We start from the raw sequence: 15,362 nt of genomic DNA, 5'->3' as shown, positions 1-15,362 counted from the left end.
TTCTCCGTTCAGTGACGTACTGCCTGGAATCGATAGGCGCCATCGGCGCCCGTGGACCGTTCGACGCGGCCCCGGTGGTGCAGATGGTTGAGGTGGGCAATGGCCTCCCCCATCGCGAAGAAGAGCTGATGCGTGTCGAGCTCCCGCCGGAACAGGACTGGCAGGATCTCGGCGGCCGTGCGCGGCTCGTCGCAGGCACCGAGCAGTTCCTGCAGCCGCTCCGCGTGGTGGGCGCCCAGCGCCTCCACACGGGCGCGGATTCCGCGGAACGGCATGCCGTGAGAAGGCAGAACCAGCGTGTCGTCGGGCAGTTCGGTGAACGCGCGGATCGACGTGAGAAACTGGGCGACCGGATCGCCGTCCGGTTCGGTGGTCCAGACGCTGGTGTTGGTGCTGATCTTGGGCAGCAGCATGTCGCCGGAGATGAGCAGGCCCAGCGATTCGCAGTACAGCGAGGCATGTTCGGGCGCGTGGCGGTAACCGACGATCACCCGCCATGCGTGGCAGCCGAGCTGAAGGATGTCGCCGTGCACGATGCGCCGGAACGTCCGCGGGGGAGGCGTGATGGCGTTGCGGTAGCCGGAGGGGCGGGAGGAGATGGCCGCGAGCCGGCCGGCATCCAGACCATGCATGCGGTACAGGTTCGCGAGTGCCTCGGCGCCGTAGCCGGAGGTGGATTCGTAGAGCGCGTGACCGGTCAGATATTCCGCCTCGGTCATGTACAGCGGCAACCCGAACGTCGACGTGAACCAGCCGGCGTGCCCGAAGTGATCGGGGTGGCAGTGCGTGACGACGATTCTTTCGAGGGGGGCGTGGTGGGGCAGGAGTTCGTCCCAGGCGTTCCGGGTGGCGGCGTTGTGGTAGCCGGTGTCGATCACCGTCCAGCCGAGCGGCCCGCGCAGCATCCACAGATTGATGTGGTCGAGCGCGAAGGGAAGCGGCATGCGCAGCCAGCGGACATCGGGGTGGATCTCGATCCAGCGGCCAGGGACAGGCGCCGTTTCGAAGGGAAACGACAGCGTTGCGGCGGCGGCCGGAGCGGACGAAGCTTGCGGCATGGGCAGGAAGCGGTGCGTAACGGGTCCGTGAATGATCCGATGCGGCCTCGCAAGCCGTCTTTTCTTATACTCGCATGATATCGGATTGTTGCATTGCACAAAACATGACCCGCGCCACGGCCAACGACGTCAAGTCCAGCTTCACCATCACCGACCTCGCCAGCGAGTTCGGCATCACCACCCGGACCATCCGCTTCTACGAGGATCACGGGCTGCTGTCTCCTGCCCGCAAGGGCCGCAACCGCGTCTATGGCAAGCGTGACGTGGTCCGGCTCAAGCTCACGCTCCGGGGCAAGCGCCTCGGACTGCCGCTGACCGAGATCCGCGAGCTGCTGGACATCTACGACGCCGCCCACGACGAGGGCGAGCAGCTCACCCAGTTCCTGGCGACCCTGCGCAAGCGCCGGGAGGCGCTCGAGCAGCAACTCGAGGACATCGAGGCGACACTGTCGGAAATACGGGCGTTCGAGGCCCAGTGCAAACGGCTGCTCGACCAGGGTCTCGCTCCGGCAAAGGCGTCGGCCCGCCGCCGCCAGACTGCGAAGTCCGATTGACGTTAACGTCAACGGCAGATAGATTCCCCGACCGGTTTTCCCTGTTACGGAGTTCCCATGGACCGCGCCTCCCCCGTTGCCTTCCTGCGTTATCCCTGCCTGGACTTCGCCCTGGGCGAGACCGTCGAGATGCTCCGGTCCACCGTGCAGCAGTTCGCCGCGGCGGAGATCGCCCCGCGGGCGGCGGAGATCGACCGGACCAACGAATTTCCCATGGATCTCTGGCGCAAGCTGGGTGACCTCGGGCTGCTGGGGGTGACCGTGGAGGAAGCCTACGGCGGCACGGCGATGGGCTATCTCGCCCACATCGTTGCCATGGAAGAGATCAGCCGGGCGAGCGCCTCGGTGGGTCTGTCCTACGGGGCGCACTCCAACCTGTGCGTGAACCAGATCCGGCGCAACGGCACCGAGGCCCAGAAATCCCGCTTTCTGCCCAAGCTGGTGTCGGGCGAATTCGTGGGAGCCCTGGCCATGAGTGAGCCGGGCGCCGGGTCCGACGTCGTGTCCATGCGGCTGCGCGCCGACCGCGTCGGCGACCGCTACGTCCTGAACGGCAACAAGATGTGGATCACCAACGGGCCGGATGCCGACGTGCTCGTCGTGTACGCCAAGACCGACCCTTCGGCGGGGCCGCGCGGCATCACGGCCTTCCTGATCGAGAAGGGCTTCAAGGGGTTCTCCACGGCACAGAAGCTGGACAAGCTGGGCATGCGAGGGTCCAACACGTGCGAGCTGGTGTTCCAGGACTGCGAGGTTCCCGAGGAGAACATCCTGGGCGAACTGGGGCGCGGCGTGAACGTGCTCATGAGCGGCCTGGACTTCGAGCGCACCGTGCTGTCCGGCGGCCCTCTGGGCATCATGTCCGCCTGCATGGATGCCGTCGTTCCCTATCTGCACGACCGCAAGCAGTTCGGTCAGCCCATCGGCGAGTTCCAGCTCATGCAGGGCAAGCTCGCGGACATGTACTCCACGATGATGGCCTGCCGGGCGTACGTCTACGCAGTGGGACAGGCCTGCGATCGCGCCCACACGCCGGACGCCGTCCGCGCGCTGCGCAAGGACGCCGCGGGCGCGATTCTCTACGCCGCGGAAAAGGCCACCTGGATGGCCGGCGAGGCGGTGCAGTGCCTGGGCGGCAACGGCTACATCAACGAATTCCCCACCGGCCGCCTGTGGCGCGACGCCAAGCTCTACGAGATCGGCGCGGGAACCTCCGAGATCCGGCGCTGGCTGATCGGTCGCGAGCTGTTCGCCGACACGGTCTGACCGCCGCGCCGCCGCTGCCGTCCGGTCGTACCTGTCCGAGCCCACAATGAACGCTCCTGCCGAAGTGGCGGACCAGTCCCGACTCGCCTTCGGGATCGCCAAGGCGCTGCTGGAAGGTTTCGACCGCCACTACCGGATCTTCCGCGAGATCTCCCGCGAGGCCCGCGCGCGTTTCGAAGCCGCGAACTGGCCGGAAGTGCATCGGGCACACGCCGATCGCATCGCGTTCTACGACCAGCGGGTCATGGAGTCGGCCGAGCGCCTGATCCGCGAGTTCGACGTCGAACGTCTGCCGGAGGACATCTGGCTGCAGGTGAAGCTCCACTACGTGGGCCTGCTCACGGACCACAAGCAGCCGGAACTCGCGGAGACGTTCTTCAACTCCGTGAGCTGCAAGATCCTGCACCGGGCCTACTACCACAACGACTACATGTTCGTGCGGCCTGCGGTGTCCACGGAACACCTGGACTCCGACACGCCGGCCTACCGGTGCTACTACCCGCGCAAGAACGGTCTTCGCGCCGTGCTGGAGCGGATTCTGGCGGACACGGGACTCACGCTGCCGTTCACGCATCTGGCGCGCGACCTGCGCTGCCTGCTCAAGGTGATGCGTGGCGCGCTCAAGCGGCCGTTCCGCGCCGAGGCCAATCACCAGATCCGCGTCCTCACGTCGCTTTTCTATCGCAACAAGCGCTGCTACCTCATCGGAATGCTGGTGAACGGCGAACAGGAGACGCCGCTCGCCATCCCCATCGTTCACGACGGCGAGGGCGGGCTCGCGCTCGACGCGCTCCTGCTGGACGCCCGCCAGATCGCGCCCCACTTCGCCTTCAGCCGCGCGTACTTCATGGCCGACATGGAGGTGCCTTCGGCGTACGTGGCGTTCCTCTCGTCGATGCTGCCGCGCAAGCCCAAGGCCGAGCTGTACACCTCGCTGGGCCTGCAGAAGCACGGCAAGACGCTCTTCTACCGGGACTTCCTGCATCACCTCAAGCACTCGACCGACGATTTCGTCCTCGCTCCAGGCATCCGGGGGCTGGTGATGATCGTGTTCACGCTGCCGTCGTATCCGTACGTCTTCAAGGTGATCCGTGACCGGATCTCGCCGACAAAGGAAGTGACGCGCGACATCGTGAAGGAAAAGTACATGCTGGTGAAGCGGCACGACCGCATCGGCCGCATGGCGGACACGCTGGAATACGCGGACGTCGCATTCCCCCGGGCACGCTTCACCCAGGCGCTCGTGGACGAGCTGCGGCGCGAGGCGCCCTCGCTGGTGGAGGAGGACGGCGACGCGCTCGTCGTGAAGCATCTGTACATCGAACGGCGCATGCAGCCGCTCAACCTGTTCCTGGACGATGCCGACGACGATCAGGTGCTCGCTGCCGTGGTGGACTACGGCAATGCGATCAAGGAACTCGCCTCGGTCAACATCTTCCCCGGCGACATGCTTTTCAAGAATTTCGGCGTGACGCGGGGCGGCCGCGTGGTCTTCTACGACTACGACGAGATCGTCTACATGACCGAGTGCAACTTCCGCCGCATTCCCGAGGCTCGCACGCCCGAGGACGAGATGTCGGCCGAGCCGTGGTATCCCGTGGGCCAGAACGACATCTTTCCTGAAGAGTTCGCCCCCTTCCTGCTGTCCGGAGAAGCGGTGCGGCGGCACTTCCTGGCGCACCACCGCGATCTGCTGGAGGCGGACTTCTGGAACGGGACCAAGCACCGCATCGAACAAGGCTTCATCGAGGATGTCTTTCCCTACGCTCCGGCCGTGCGTTTCGCGGCCCGTTTTCCCGGGATTGCATGAGACCTCGGCCCCCTTCGCCGCAGTACGCGGTACCGGAATGCGCATCGTGGCGTGAGACAATTCGAGACTGCCTGCGCGACGACCTGTCCTACTTCTTCCTGGAGCGTCTGCCATGACCGATCCCGTCGTTATCGTTTCCGCCGCCCGCACGCCCATGGGCGGACTGCAGGGCGAGTTCAAGGACTTCGCCGCCGCCGAACTCGGCAGCACCGCGATTCGCGCGGCCGTGGAGCGTGCCGGAGTGGCCGCCGCCGAGGTGGAAGAAGTCGTGATGGGCTGCGTGCTGCCCGCCGGTCAGGGGCAGGCGCCCGCGCGGCAGGCGAGCCTGGGCGGCGGACTGCCTCTTTCTGCAGGGTGCACCACCGTCAACAAGATGTGCGGGTCCGGCATGAAGGCCATCATGTTCGCGAACGACCTCCTCCTCGCGGGGACGAACCGGGTGATGGTCGCGGGCGGCATGGAGAGCATGTCCAACGCGCCGTATCTCCTGCCCAAGGCGCGCACCGGATATCGCATGGGCCACCAGCAGGTACTCGATCACATGTTCCTGGACGGCCTGGAAGACGCCTACGACAAGGGCCGGCTCATGGGAACGTTCGCGGAGGACTGCGCGCAGAAGTTCGGCTTCACGCGACAGGCGCAGGACAGCTTTGCCATCGCTTCGCTCGAACGCGCGCAGAAGGCCAACCGCGAAGGCTGGTTCGCCTGGGAGATCGCCCCCGTCGCGCTGAAGTCCGGCAAGGGCGACCGCTTCCTCTACCAGGACGAACAGCCCTTCAAGGCCAATTTCGAGAAGATCCCGCAGTTGAAGCCCGCCTTCCGCAAGGACGGCACGGTGACGGCCGCCAATTCCAGCTCCATCTCGGACGGTGCCGCGGCCGTGGTGATGATGCGCGAGTCGGAAGCCCTGCGCCGCGGGCTCACCCCCCTTGCAAGGATCGCGGGCCACAGCACTCATGCGCAGGAACCCGGCTGGTTCACGACGGCACCGGTGGGTGCCATGCGCAAGCTGTTCGAGCGCACCGGCTGGACGGCGGACAAGGTGGATCTGTACGAGATCAACGAGGCTTTTGCCGTGGTCACCATGGCGGCCATGCAGGAACATGCGTTGCCGCACGAGAAGGTGAACGTTCACGGCGGAGCGTGTGCGCTGGGGCACCCCATCGGCGCTTCCGGCGCGCGCATCGTGGTGACCCTGCTCGGGGCACTGCGCAAGTACGGTCTCAAGCGTGGCGTGGCGAGCCTTTGCATCGGCGGCGGAGAGGCCACGGCACTGGCCATCGAGTGCCTGTAGCAGGAGACGGAGGCTCGTGCCGGGCGTGCCGCGCCCAGGGCCGGGATTCACGGAGGAAGGGATGACGCAGAAGAGCATCGGATTCATCGGCGTGGGCCTGATGGGCCACGGGATGGCGAAGAACCTGGTCGAGAAGGGCTGGCAGGTGTGCGTGCTCGGCCATCGCAACCGTGCGCCGGTGGAGGACCTTGTGCGCCGCGGCGCGGTCGAGGCGAAGGACGTCGCCGATGCCGTGGCGCAGTCGGACATCGTGTTCCTGTGCGTCACCGGAACCCCGGAGGTGGAAGATCTCCTGTACCGGCCGGGCGGCGTCCTCGCGAGCTGCCGTGCGGGCCAGATCGTGATCGACACCTCCACCAGCCAGCCCGGGTCCACCCTGAAGTCGCTGGAAGCCTTTCGCGCAAAGGATGTGCGATTCGTCGATGCGCCTCTCACCCGGACACCGGTGGAAGCCGAGCAGGGCAGACTCAACACGCTGGTCGGGGCCGACGCCCGGACCTTTGCCGAGATCGAACCGGTGTTGCGCGCCTACTGCGAGAACGTCTTCCATGTGGGCGACGTCGGCTCGGGGCACACGTTGAAGCTCGTCAACAACTTCGTGGCGGTGGGCAGCGTGGCGTTGTTCTCGGAGGCGCTGGTCGCGTGCGCGAAGCTGGGCGTCGATCCGGGCCAGCTCGTCAAGCTGGTGAGCGTGGGCCCCCTCAACTCGAACATGTTCCAGATGGTGGCCGGCGGCGCGGCCGAGGGCGATTTCGGCCGGATGAAGTTCGCCCTGCGCAACGCAGCCAAGGACGTCCGCTATTTCGTCACCGAGATGACCAACGCCCAGGTCGCCGGCGTCGTGACGGCGGCGGTCAATCAGAGTCTCAACCAGGCGCTCGGGCTCGGATTCGGCGCGCCCGACAGGATGCTCGCCTCGCTCGTGCAGGCCCAGGCGCAACTGAACGGCGTCGACATCCCTCCGAAATCCTGATTCCGACACCATGGCCCAACCCATCGTTTTCCATTTCGACTTCTCCTCCACGTACGGCTACATCGCCAGCACGAAGATCGACGCGCTGGCCGCGCGCTTCGGGCGCGAAGTCCAGTGGAAGCCCTTTCTGCTCGGGGCCACGTTCAAGGTCACGGGACTGCCTTCGCTGCCCTCCGTCCCGCTCAAGGGGGACTACTCGGCCAGAGACGTCCTGCGCAGCGCGCGCTTTCACGCCGTGCCGTTCCGGATGCCCACGGTGTTTCCCATCTCGACCCAGGCCCCGGCACGGGCGTTCTACTGGCTGACGGACAGGGATCCGGCCGCGGCCAGGCAGCTCGCCGCCGCCCTGTACCGCGCGTACTTCGTGGACGACGTGAACATCTCCAATCCGTCCGACACGGCCAGGGTGGCGGCGTCGCTGGGGCACGATGAAGCGGCCGTGCTGGCTGCGCTGGAAGACCCTGCGATCAAGCTGCGGCTCAAGACCGAGACCGAAATGGCCATCGCGCGAGGCGTGTTCGGGTCACCCTTCATCTTCGTCGACGACGAACCCTTCTGGGGCGTCGACAGGCTCGACCAGGTGGCACGGTGGCTGGAAACCGGAGGGTTCTGATCTGAGCGGTAACCCTTCGGTGATTCGTCGCGTGTGCGTGTTCTGCGGTTCGAGCCCCGGCCGCAATCCCCTCTTCGTCCAGGCAGCGCGGGAGGTGGGCGGGGTGATCGCGCGTGCGGGCCTCGGCCTGGTCTACGGCGGGGGAGGCAACGGGATGATGGGCGCCGTGGCCGACGGTGCGCTCGACGCCGGCGGACAGGTGACGGGAATCATTCCCGACGCGCTGCGCCGCCGGGAGCTTGCGCATCCACGGGTGGCCGACATGCAGGTCGTGCAATCGATGCACGAGCGCAAGCAGGCCATGGCCGATGCGTCCGACGCCTTCATGATGCTGCCCGGCGGCTTCGGCACGTTCGAGGAGTTCTGCGAAGTCGTCACCTGGTCGCAGCTGGGAATGCACCGCAAGCCCTGCGTGCTGCTGAATGTCGCCGGGTATTTCGACCGCATGATCGCGATGTTCGATCATGCGCGTGAAGAGGAATTCGTGAGCCGCGCGCACCGCGCGATCGTGGCTGCCGTGGATGCGCCGACGCAACTCGTGCAAGCTTTGCGCGACTATCGCGCGCCGCCCACCCACCGCTGGCTCGCGGAAGAGGACACCTGAACGGGGTGTAGGAGAGCGCGCGAGGGCAAGTGCCGCGCGCCGGTTCATGCAGTCAACAATGCCGTGGATTCCGCCCGGCAGGGCGGACGCGGTTTCGCCGGGAGAATGAGACGATGCCCATCACCAAGGGATGCAAGGTGCTCGTGGAAGAAGCGAAGGCCAGGATCCGCACCATCACCGTGGACGAGGCCAAGGCCAAGCTGCGCGATCCGGGCGTGCAATTCGTGGACATCCGCGACGTGCGGGAGCTGGAGCGGGACGGAATGATTCCCGGCGCCTTCCACGCGCCGCGCGGCATGCTGGAGGTCTGGGTGGACCCGGACAGCCCGTACTACAAGGAAGTCTTCGGCTCGGGCAAGGAGTTCGTGTTCTACTGCGCCTCGGCTTGGCGTTCCGCGCTGGCCACGGCCGTGGTGCAGGAAATGGGTCTCGCGCCTGTGTGCCATATCGAAGGCGGCTTCAACGGCTGGAAGAAAGGCGGCGGCGCCGTCGGCGAGCGCCCTCACAAGCACGAGTAAGACACGGTCAGCGCAAGGCACGGTCACATGACGGCGATCCGCTCCAGAATCAACGTGCGTTCCGACGATTTCCGCAGGAATGCGGAGTCGATGCGCGCGCTTGTGGACGACTTGCGCGCCAAGGTCTCGACGATCGCCGGCGGCGGCGGCCAGGCGGCGCGCGACAAGCACACGGCGCGGGGCAAGCTGCTGCCCCGCGAGCGCGTGCGCCAGCTGCTGGACGTCGGGTCGCCGTTTCTCGAGCTGTCCCAGCTCGCCGCGTGGGAGATGTACAACGGCGAATGTCCAGGCGGCGGAATCATCACCGGCATCGGCCGGGTGAATGGGCGCGAGTGCGTCATCGTCGCCAACGACGCCACGGTGAAGGGCGGCACCTACTACCCCGTGACGGTGAAGAAGCACCTGCGGGCGCAGGAGATCGCGCAGCAGAACCGCCTGCCGTGCCTGTACCTGGTGGACTCCGGCGGGGCGAACCTGCCCAGCCAGGACGACGTCTTTCCCGACCGCGACCATTTCGGCCGGATCTTCTTCAACCAGGCCAACATGTCGGCAGCCGGCATCCCGCAGATCGCCGTGGTGATGGGATCCTGCACGGCAGGCGGTGCCTACGTGCCGGCAATGTCCGACGAGAGCATCATCGTCCGCAACCAGGGCACCATCTTCCTGGGCGGCCCGCCGCTGGTGAAGGCGGCCACCGGAGAAGTGGTGTCCGCGGAGGATCTGGGCGGCGCCGACGTCCACACCAAGGTGTCCGGTGTCGCAGATCACTATGCGCTGAATGACCGGCATGCCCTGCAGATCGCGCGCCGCATCGTGGGCAATCTCAATTCGGCGAAGCGGGTCCGCATGGAGGTGCGCGAACCCCGTGCACCCCTGTATGGCACGGACGAGCTGCACGGCGTCATCCCCACGGACGTGCGCAAGCCGTACGACGTGCGCGAGATCGTCGCGCGCATCGTGGACGGCAGCGAACTGGACGAGTTCAAGCAGAACTACGGAACCACGCTGGTGTGCGGATTCGCGCGCGTGTTCGGCTACCCCGTGGGGATCGTCGCGAACAACGGCATCCTCTTCTCGGAGTCGGCGTTGAAGGGCGCGCACTTCATCGAGCTGTGCGCGCAGCGCGGCATTCCCCTCGTGTTCCTGCAGAACATCACGGGTTTCATGGTGGGCCGCAAGTACGAGTCCGGCGGCATTGCCAAGGATGGCGCCAAGATGGTGACGGCGGTGGCGACGGCACGCGTGCCGAAGTTCACCTTCATCCTGGGCGGCAGCTTCGGAGCAGGCAACTACGGCATGTGCGGCCGTGCCTACAGCCCCCGCTTTCTCTGGATGTGGCCGAACGCCCGCATCTCGGTGATGGGCGGGGAGCAGGCGTCGAGCGTGCTGGCGCAGGTGCGCCGCGATGGCATCGAATCCAGGGGCGGACACTGGTCGAAGGAAGACGAGGAGGCGTTCAAGGCGCCCATCCGTTCGCAGTACGAAGTGCAAGGCCATCCCTACTACGCCAGCGCGCGGCTGTGGGATGACGGCGTGATCGATCCTGCCGACACGCGCATGGTGCTGGGGCTGGGGCTGTCCGCGGCGCTCAACGCGCCCGAAGAGGCCACACGCTTCGGCGTTTTCAGAATGTAAGGTCTGCCCACAGGCCCCACACACCCCCGGGACGGCGAATCGATGGCGAGCAAGAAACCCCCGCAGAGCTACACCTCCACGCACGAGATCGCCGTGACGACGATGAAGAACATCGGTCCGCAATCGGCGAAGTGGCTGGCGGCCGTCGGTGTCGTGACCAAGAAGGACCTGGAGGACCTGGGCGCCGTGAATGCATTCCGCCTCATGCGCAAGCACGGTTACAACGTGACGCCGGTGATGCTGTACGCGCTGCAGGGCGCGATCATGGACCTGCACTGGAACCGGTTGCCGGGAAAGCTCAAGGATGACCTTCGGGCGAGGGCACGAGCAGATGAGTGAAGACATCGTTGAACTGCAGGTGACGGACGCCGGCGTGGCGACCGTCACCATGAACCGTCCGGATGTGCACAACGCGTTCGACGACACGCTGATCGCGCGGCTCACGGCCGTGCTGCGTTCGGTGGACGACGACGCCGCGGTGCGTGTTGTGGTCCTGGCTGCGCACGGCAGGAGCTTCTCCGCCGGCGCGGACCTGAACTGGATGAAGCGCATGGCGCACTATTCGGAGGCCGAGAACCTGCGCGATGCCATGCACCTGGCGGAGCTCATGCGCACGCTGGACCGCATGCGCAAGCCCACCATCGCAAGAGTGCAGGGGGCCGCGTTCGGGGGCGGCGTGGGGCTGGTCGCCTGCTGCGACATGGCCATCGCGGCCCGCGAGGCGCTGTTCTCGCTGTCGGAGGTTCGCCTGGGCCTCATCCCCGCCGTCATCAGCCCCTACGTCATCCAGGCCATCGGCGTGCGCGCCGCGCGCCGCTACTTCCTCACGGCGGAACGCTTCGGCGCCGACGAGGCGAAGCGTCTCGGGCTGCTCACCGACGTGGTGGACGCGCACTGGCTCGATCAGGGCGTCGACGGTCTCGTGGGCCATCTTCTGAAGGGCAGTCCGCACGCCATCGCCGCCTCCAAGGAACTCATCCGCGCCGTGTCCGACCGTCCGATCGACACGCAGGTGTGCGAAGACACCGCGAGGCGCATCGCCCAGCAGCGCGCGTCGGCCGAAGGACGCGAAGGCGTGACTGCCTTCCTGGAGAAGCGCGCCCCCGCGTGGGCGAAGGACGCAGGCTGAGCGCCGGACCATGTTCGAGAAGATCCTGATCGCCAACCGTGGCGAAATCGCCTGCCGCGTCGCCCGCACCGCGCGGCGGATGGGCATCCGCACCGTCGCCGTGTACTCCGAGGCGGACCGCGACGCGCTGCATGCAGCGGCCTGCGACGAGGCCTATCTCATCGGCCCCGCGCCGGCACGCGACAGCTATCTGAGGGCCGACCGCATCCTCGACGTCGCAAGGCGCTCGGGTGCCCAGGCCGTCCATCCCGGTTACGGCTTTCTTTCGGAGAACGAGTCGTTCGCTCAGGCGTGCGACGCTGCCGGCGTCGTGTTCATCGGCCCGCCGGCCTCCGCGATCCGCGCCATGGGATCGAAGAGCAATTCCAAGGTGCTCATGGAGCGCGCGGGCGTGCCCCTAGTTCCTGGATACCACGGCGAGGCGCAGGACGCCGAACTGCTCGCCCGTGAAGCCGCGCGCATCGGATTTCCGGTGCTGATCAAGGCGTCCGCGGGCGGTGGCGGCAAGGGCATGCGCGTCGTGCGCAGTGCCGGGGAAGTGGAGGCCGCCGTCGCCTCCGCAAAGCGGGAGGCCGCTTCGTCGTTCGGAGACGACCGCCTGCTGATCGAGAAGTATCTCGAGCGGCCGCGCCACGTGGAACTGCAGGTCTTCGCGGACACGCACGGCAACTGCGTGCACCTGTTCGAGCGCGACTGTTCCGTCCAGCGCCGGCACCAGAAGGTGCTGGAGGAAGCGCCCGCGCCCGGCATGCAGGCGCAGCGGCGCAGACAGATGGGTTCGGCAGCCGTTGCCGCGGCGCGCGCCGTGGACTACGTGGGTGCTGGCACCGTCGAGTTCATCCTCGATGCGTCGGGCCAGTTCTATTTCATGGAGATGAACACCCGCCTGCAGGTGGAGCATCCCGTCACCGAGATGATCACGGGGCTGGATCTCGTGGAATGGCAGTTGCGCGTTGCCTCGGGCGAACCGTTGCCGCTCACTCAGGAGCAGCTGGCGATTCGCGGACACGCCATCGAGGCGCGGGTCTACGCGGAGGATCCCGCGAAGGGGTTTCCTGCCGGCGGTCGGCGTGGTGGAGCATCTGCGGGAACCGCAACCTTCCGCCCACGTCCGCGTCGATACGGGCGTGCGCGAGGGCGACGAGATCGGCGTGAACTACGACCCGATGATCGCCAAGCTGATCTGCTGGGACGTGGACCGCGATGCCGCGCTGAGGCGCATGCGTCAGGCGCTCGCGGAGTACCAGGTGGCGGGCCTCGCGAACAATCTCCAGTTCCTCTCGGCCGTCGTGGCGCACCGCGCCTTCGCCGAGGCGCATCGCGATCCTGGCCTGCTCGATACCGGACTCATCGAGCGATATCGCGCGGAGCTGCTGCCCGACGGACAGCCTGCGGGCGACGTGACCCTGGCGGTTGCCGTGCTCTCGGAACTGCTGCGCGCCGACGAGGAAGCACGTGCGCGAGCCCGTTCCTCGGGCGACCCGCATTCCCCCTGGCACGGCAGCTCCGGCTGGCGACTCAACGAAGACAACTTTCACGTCTTCACCTTTACCGATGGCGAGCGCAAGGTGCCGGTCACGGCGCACTACCGGGCCGCCGGGTACGAACTGGAACTGCCCGGCGGCCATGTGATGGCCAAGGGCGAACTGGACGGCGATGGCCGGCTTGCCGTCGACCTGGACGGTGCGCGCATGCTGGGACAGGTGGTGCGGCGGGGCAACGAGCTGACCGTCTTCGTCCAGGGGACGAGCCATCGCCTGCAGCTTGAGGCGCTGGAAGCCGTGGACGATGCCGCCGCGGCAGGCTCGCTTACCTCGCCCATGCCGGGGTCGGTCATCGATGTTCTGGTGAAGGCGGGCGAGCGTGTGGAAAAGGGTGCACCGCTCATGCTGATCGAGGCGATGAAGATGGAGCACACCATCGCCGCGCCGGCCGCGGGACGGGTCATGGAGATCTTCTTCGCCAAGGGCGACCTGGTGAAGGAAGGCGTCGAACTGCTGGGGTTCGAATCCGATGAGTGACCCGCGCACGTTCCCCGCAGACATGGACGGCTCTCGTATCCGGACGTTCGCGTCCGTACGCGCGACTGTCGGTCCGCCCCGGCTTCCGCGCAGGCGGCCGTGCCTTGTGTTGTTCGCACGAGAGGAGCTCGGGTGGCGGCCATGACATTTCCGAAGAAGGTCCGTCTTGTCGACGTGGGGCCCCGCGACGGTCTGCAGAACGAGCCGGCGATGGTGCCTGCGCGCGTGAAGGTCGAACTGATCGAGCGTCTCGCCGATGCGGGATTGCCCGTGGTGGAAGCGACCAGCTTCGTGTCGCCGAAATGGGTGCCGCAGATGGCCGATGCCGCCGAGGTCATGGCCGCCATCCGGCGCAAGCCGGGTGTTTCGTATCCGGTCCTCGTGCCGAACCTCAAGGGCCTCGACGGCGCGCTCGCCGCACGGGCCGACGAAGTGGCCATCTTCGGCGCGGCGACCGAATCCTTCTCACGCCGCAACATCAACTGCAGCATCGACGAATCGCTCGACCGGTTCGCGCCCGTGTGCGAAAGGGCGCTGGCCGAGGGCATTCGCGTGCGCGGTTACGTGTCGGTCGTGCTGGGCTGTCCCTATGAAGGGGACGTCGCGCCCGAGGCCGTCGCGCACGTCTCGACGCGGCTGCTGGAGATGGGCTGCTACGAAATCTCCCTCGGTGACACCATCGGCGCTGGCACTCCGCTCAAGACCCAGCGGATGATCGAGGCTGTCGCGCGCCACGTTCCCGTCGAGCGCATCGCCGGCCACTATCACGACACGTACGGGCAGGCGCTCGCCAACATCCTCGCCTCGCTCGAGCTGGGCGTGGCCACCTTCGACTGTTCCGTGGCAGGCCTGGGCGGCTGCCCCTATGCACCCGGCGCGACCGGCAACGTCGCGACCGAGGACGTCCTCTACATGCTGGACGGCATGGGAATCGAGACGGGTGTCGACATGAATGCGCTGGTCGCCGCCGCCCAGTTCATCTGCGAAGCGGTAGGCCGCGAGAACTCCTCGCGGGCAGGCCGCGCGATCGTCGCGAAGAAGCGCAAGGCCGCCGCGTGAACTCCATCCGCAACGCCGGCCGCGCCGTCCCCGTGGACGTGCCATCGCCTTGCATCAAGGTGTGCGTCATGGACGATGCCACGGGCTTGTGCCGTGGCTGCCAGCGTACGCTGGATGAGATCGCCGGCTGGTCCTCCTATACCGCCGACGAAAGGCAAGCCGTGCTGGCAAGGCTGCCCGCGCGGCGAGCGACACCCTGAAGCCTTCCTCACACGCGGGCCCTGTGCCCGGAGACACGCCATGCCGCTTTCGACCCCCGCTCCGCGCCACATCAAGCACACCCGCACGATCCAGTGCTGCGGCTATCACCGCGAGGACGGGCTCTGGGACATCGAGGGTCATCTGACCGACACCAAGCCCTTCGACATCCCCAACATGGACCGGCCCGGAGGCACGCTGGTCGCGGGCCAGCCCATGCACAACATGTGGATCCGCCTCACCGTGGATCTGGACCTGCTGATCCACGACGTCGAGGTCGTCACGGACGCCGGCCCCTACTACGGCTGTCCCGGAATCACGCCGAACTTCCAGGTGCTGAAGGGGCTGCACATCAAGCCCGGTTTCACGCAGAAGACCCGCGAACTGCTCGGCGGCACCAAGGGCTGCACGCATCTGGTCGAGTTGCTGGGCCCCGTGGCCACGACGGTGTACCAGACGCTCTACGGCGCGCGCGAACGCGCAAAGCCCGCGGGCACCGATGGCAGGCGGCCGGCGCTCATCGACACCTGTCACATGTACGCTGCCGACGGCGAACTCGTGCGCAGGAAGTGGCCCGAGTGGGCCGGCGGCAAGTAGGCGCGGCGTACCTTTCGACACTTCACTGTCGCG

15 protein-coding genes and 1 pseudogene are annotated in these 15,362 nt (G+C 66.9%); 15 read left to right on the top strand and 1 reads right to left on the bottom strand.

Features of this window, described 5'->3' with window-relative positions; genetic code table 11:
- Positions 1–8: 8 nt before the first annotated feature.
- Positions 9–1,058 (bottom strand): MBL fold metallo-hydrolase, encoded by a 1,050-nt coding sequence (locus IPK20_01090; protein MBK8015414.1) that lies wholly within the window; start codon positions 1,056–1,058, stop codon positions 9–11.
- A 74-nt stretch (positions 1,059–1,132) separates the two neighbouring features.
- On the opposite strand from IPK20_01090, the gene IPK20_01085 reads away from it, so the two are divergent.
- The 15 genes and pseudogenes from IPK20_01085 to IPK20_01015 all read left to right on the top strand — a co-directional run bounded on the left by IPK20_01085 (position 1,133) and on the right by IPK20_01015 (position 15,329).
- Positions 1,133–1,612: a MerR family DNA-binding transcriptional regulator gene (locus tag IPK20_01085; protein ID MBK8015413.1), complete on the top strand. Its 480-nt coding sequence runs from the start codon at positions 1,133–1,135 to the stop codon at positions 1,610–1,612.
- Between the two features lie 84 nt (positions 1,613–1,696).
- Positions 1,697–2,878 carry an isovaleryl-CoA dehydrogenase gene (locus IPK20_01080; GenBank protein MBK8015412.1) on the top strand — a complete coding sequence of 394 codons (1,182 nt, stop codon included), beginning with the start codon at positions 1,697–1,699 and terminating at the stop codon, positions 2,876–2,878.
- A 46-nt stretch (positions 2,879–2,924) separates the two neighbouring features.
- A complete protein-coding gene (gene aceK, locus IPK20_01075; protein ID MBK8015411.1) occupies positions 2,925–4,688 on the top strand; it encodes a bifunctional isocitrate dehydrogenase kinase/phosphatase in 1,764 nt (587 codons plus the stop codon).
- Between the two features lie 112 nt (positions 4,689–4,800).
- On the top strand, positions 4,801–5,982 hold the full coding sequence (locus IPK20_01070) for an acetyl-CoA C-acetyltransferase (protein ID MBK8015410.1): 1,182 nt from the start codon (positions 4,801–4,803) through the stop codon (positions 5,980–5,982).
- Positions 5,983–6,043: 61 nt separating this feature from the next.
- Positions 6,044–6,955, top strand: a complete 912-nt coding sequence (locus tag IPK20_01065) for an NAD(P)-dependent oxidoreductase (GenBank protein MBK8015409.1) — start codon at positions 6,044–6,046, stop codon at positions 6,953–6,955.
- Positions 6,956–6,965: 10 nt separating this feature from the next.
- Positions 6,966–7,568, top strand: coding sequence for a 2-hydroxychromene-2-carboxylate isomerase (locus tag IPK20_01060; protein MBK8015408.1), 603 nt, complete (start codon positions 6,966–6,968; stop codon positions 7,566–7,568).
- A 22-nt stretch (positions 7,569–7,590) separates the two neighbouring features.
- Positions 7,591–8,172: a TIGR00730 family Rossman fold protein gene (locus tag IPK20_01055; protein ID MBK8015407.1), complete on the top strand. Its 582-nt coding sequence runs from the start codon at positions 7,591–7,593 to the stop codon at positions 8,170–8,172.
- Between the two features lie 113 nt (positions 8,173–8,285).
- Entirely contained in the window at positions 8,286–8,690 is a 405-nt protein-coding gene (locus IPK20_01050; protein ID MBK8015406.1) for a rhodanese-like domain-containing protein, read from the top strand.
- Between the two features lie 27 nt (positions 8,691–8,717).
- Complete coding sequence (locus IPK20_01045; protein MBK8015405.1) at positions 8,718–10,325, top strand: methylcrotonoyl-CoA carboxylase; 1,608 nt, start codon at positions 8,718–8,720, stop codon at positions 10,323–10,325.
- A gap of 102 nt (positions 10,326–10,427) precedes the next feature.
- The gene (locus IPK20_01040) at positions 10,428–10,664 is read left to right on the top strand and encodes a TfoX/Sxy family protein (GenBank protein ID MBK8015404.1); all 237 of its coding nucleotides are present in this window, start codon (positions 10,428–10,430) and stop codon (positions 10,662–10,664) included.
- A complete protein-coding gene (locus IPK20_01035; protein MBK8015403.1) occupies positions 10,657–11,454 on the top strand; it encodes an enoyl-CoA hydratase/isomerase family protein in 798 nt (265 codons plus the stop codon). The genes IPK20_01040 and IPK20_01035 overlap by 8 nt, the downstream gene beginning before the upstream one ends.
- 10 nt (positions 11,455–11,464) lie before the next feature.
- Positions 11,465–13,475: pseudogene (locus IPK20_01030) on the top strand (acetyl/propionyl/methylcrotonyl-CoA carboxylase subunit alpha).
- Positions 13,476–13,616: 141 nt separating this feature from the next.
- Positions 13,617–14,534 carry a hydroxymethylglutaryl-CoA lyase gene (locus tag IPK20_01025; GenBank protein ID MBK8015402.1) on the top strand — a complete coding sequence of 306 codons (918 nt, stop codon included), beginning with the start codon at positions 13,617–13,619 and terminating at the stop codon, positions 14,532–14,534.
- 38 nt (positions 14,535–14,572) lie between these two features.
- On the top strand, positions 14,573–14,734 hold the full coding sequence (locus tag IPK20_01020) for a DUF1289 domain-containing protein (GenBank protein ID MBK8015401.1): 162 nt from the start codon (positions 14,573–14,575) through the stop codon (positions 14,732–14,734).
- Positions 14,735–14,774: 40 nt separating this feature from the next.
- Positions 14,775–15,329: a DUF2889 domain-containing protein gene (locus tag IPK20_01015; GenBank protein ID MBK8015400.1), complete on the top strand. Its 555-nt coding sequence runs from the start codon at positions 14,775–14,777 to the stop codon at positions 15,327–15,329.
- Positions 15,330–15,362 lie beyond the last annotated feature (33 nt).

The organism is Betaproteobacteria bacterium (genome assembly GCA_016713305.1).
In the GTDB taxonomy this organism is placed as follows: Bacteria; Pseudomonadota; Gammaproteobacteria; order Burkholderiales.
This window is presented reverse-complemented; position numbering and strand designations above follow the sequence as displayed.

Excerpts from the sequence above, each read along its gene's own strand:
- IPK20_01040 (MBK8015404.1), top strand. The coding sequence starts at position 10,428 with ATGAAGAACATCGGTCCGCAATCGGCGAAGTGGCTGGCGGCCGTCGGT.
- aceK (MBK8015411.1), top strand. The coding sequence starts at position 2,925 with ATGAACGCTCCTGCCGAAGTGGCGGACCAGTCCCGACTCGCCTTCGGG.
- IPK20_01015 (MBK8015400.1), top strand. The coding sequence starts at position 14,775 with ATGCCGCTTTCGACCCCCGCTCCGCGCCACATCAAGCACACCCGCACG.
- IPK20_01050 (MBK8015406.1), top strand. The coding sequence starts at position 8,286 with ATGCCCATCACCAAGGGATGCAAGGTGCTCGTGGAAGAAGCGAAGGCC.
- IPK20_01085 (MBK8015413.1), top strand. The coding sequence starts at position 1,133 with ATGATATCGGATTGTTGCATTGCACAAAACATGACCCGCGCCACGGCC.
- IPK20_01035 (MBK8015403.1), top strand. The coding sequence starts at position 10,657 with ATGAGTGAAGACATCGTTGAACTGCAGGTGACGGACGCCGGCGTGGCG.
- IPK20_01060 (MBK8015408.1), top strand. The coding sequence starts at position 6,966 with ATGGCCCAACCCATCGTTTTCCATTTCGACTTCTCCTCCACGTACGGC.
- IPK20_01090 (MBK8015414.1), bottom strand. The coding sequence starts at position 1,058 with ATGCCGCAAGCTTCGTCCGCTCCGGCCGCCGCCGCAACGCTGTCGTTT.
- IPK20_01070 (MBK8015410.1), top strand. The coding sequence starts at position 4,801 with ATGACCGATCCCGTCGTTATCGTTTCCGCCGCCCGCACGCCCATGGGC.
- IPK20_01025 (MBK8015402.1), top strand. The coding sequence starts at position 13,617 with ATGACATTTCCGAAGAAGGTCCGTCTTGTCGACGTGGGGCCCCGCGAC.
- IPK20_01065 (MBK8015409.1), top strand. The coding sequence starts at position 6,044 with ATGACGCAGAAGAGCATCGGATTCATCGGCGTGGGCCTGATGGGCCAC.
- IPK20_01045 (MBK8015405.1), top strand. The coding sequence starts at position 8,718 with ATGACGGCGATCCGCTCCAGAATCAACGTGCGTTCCGACGATTTCCGC.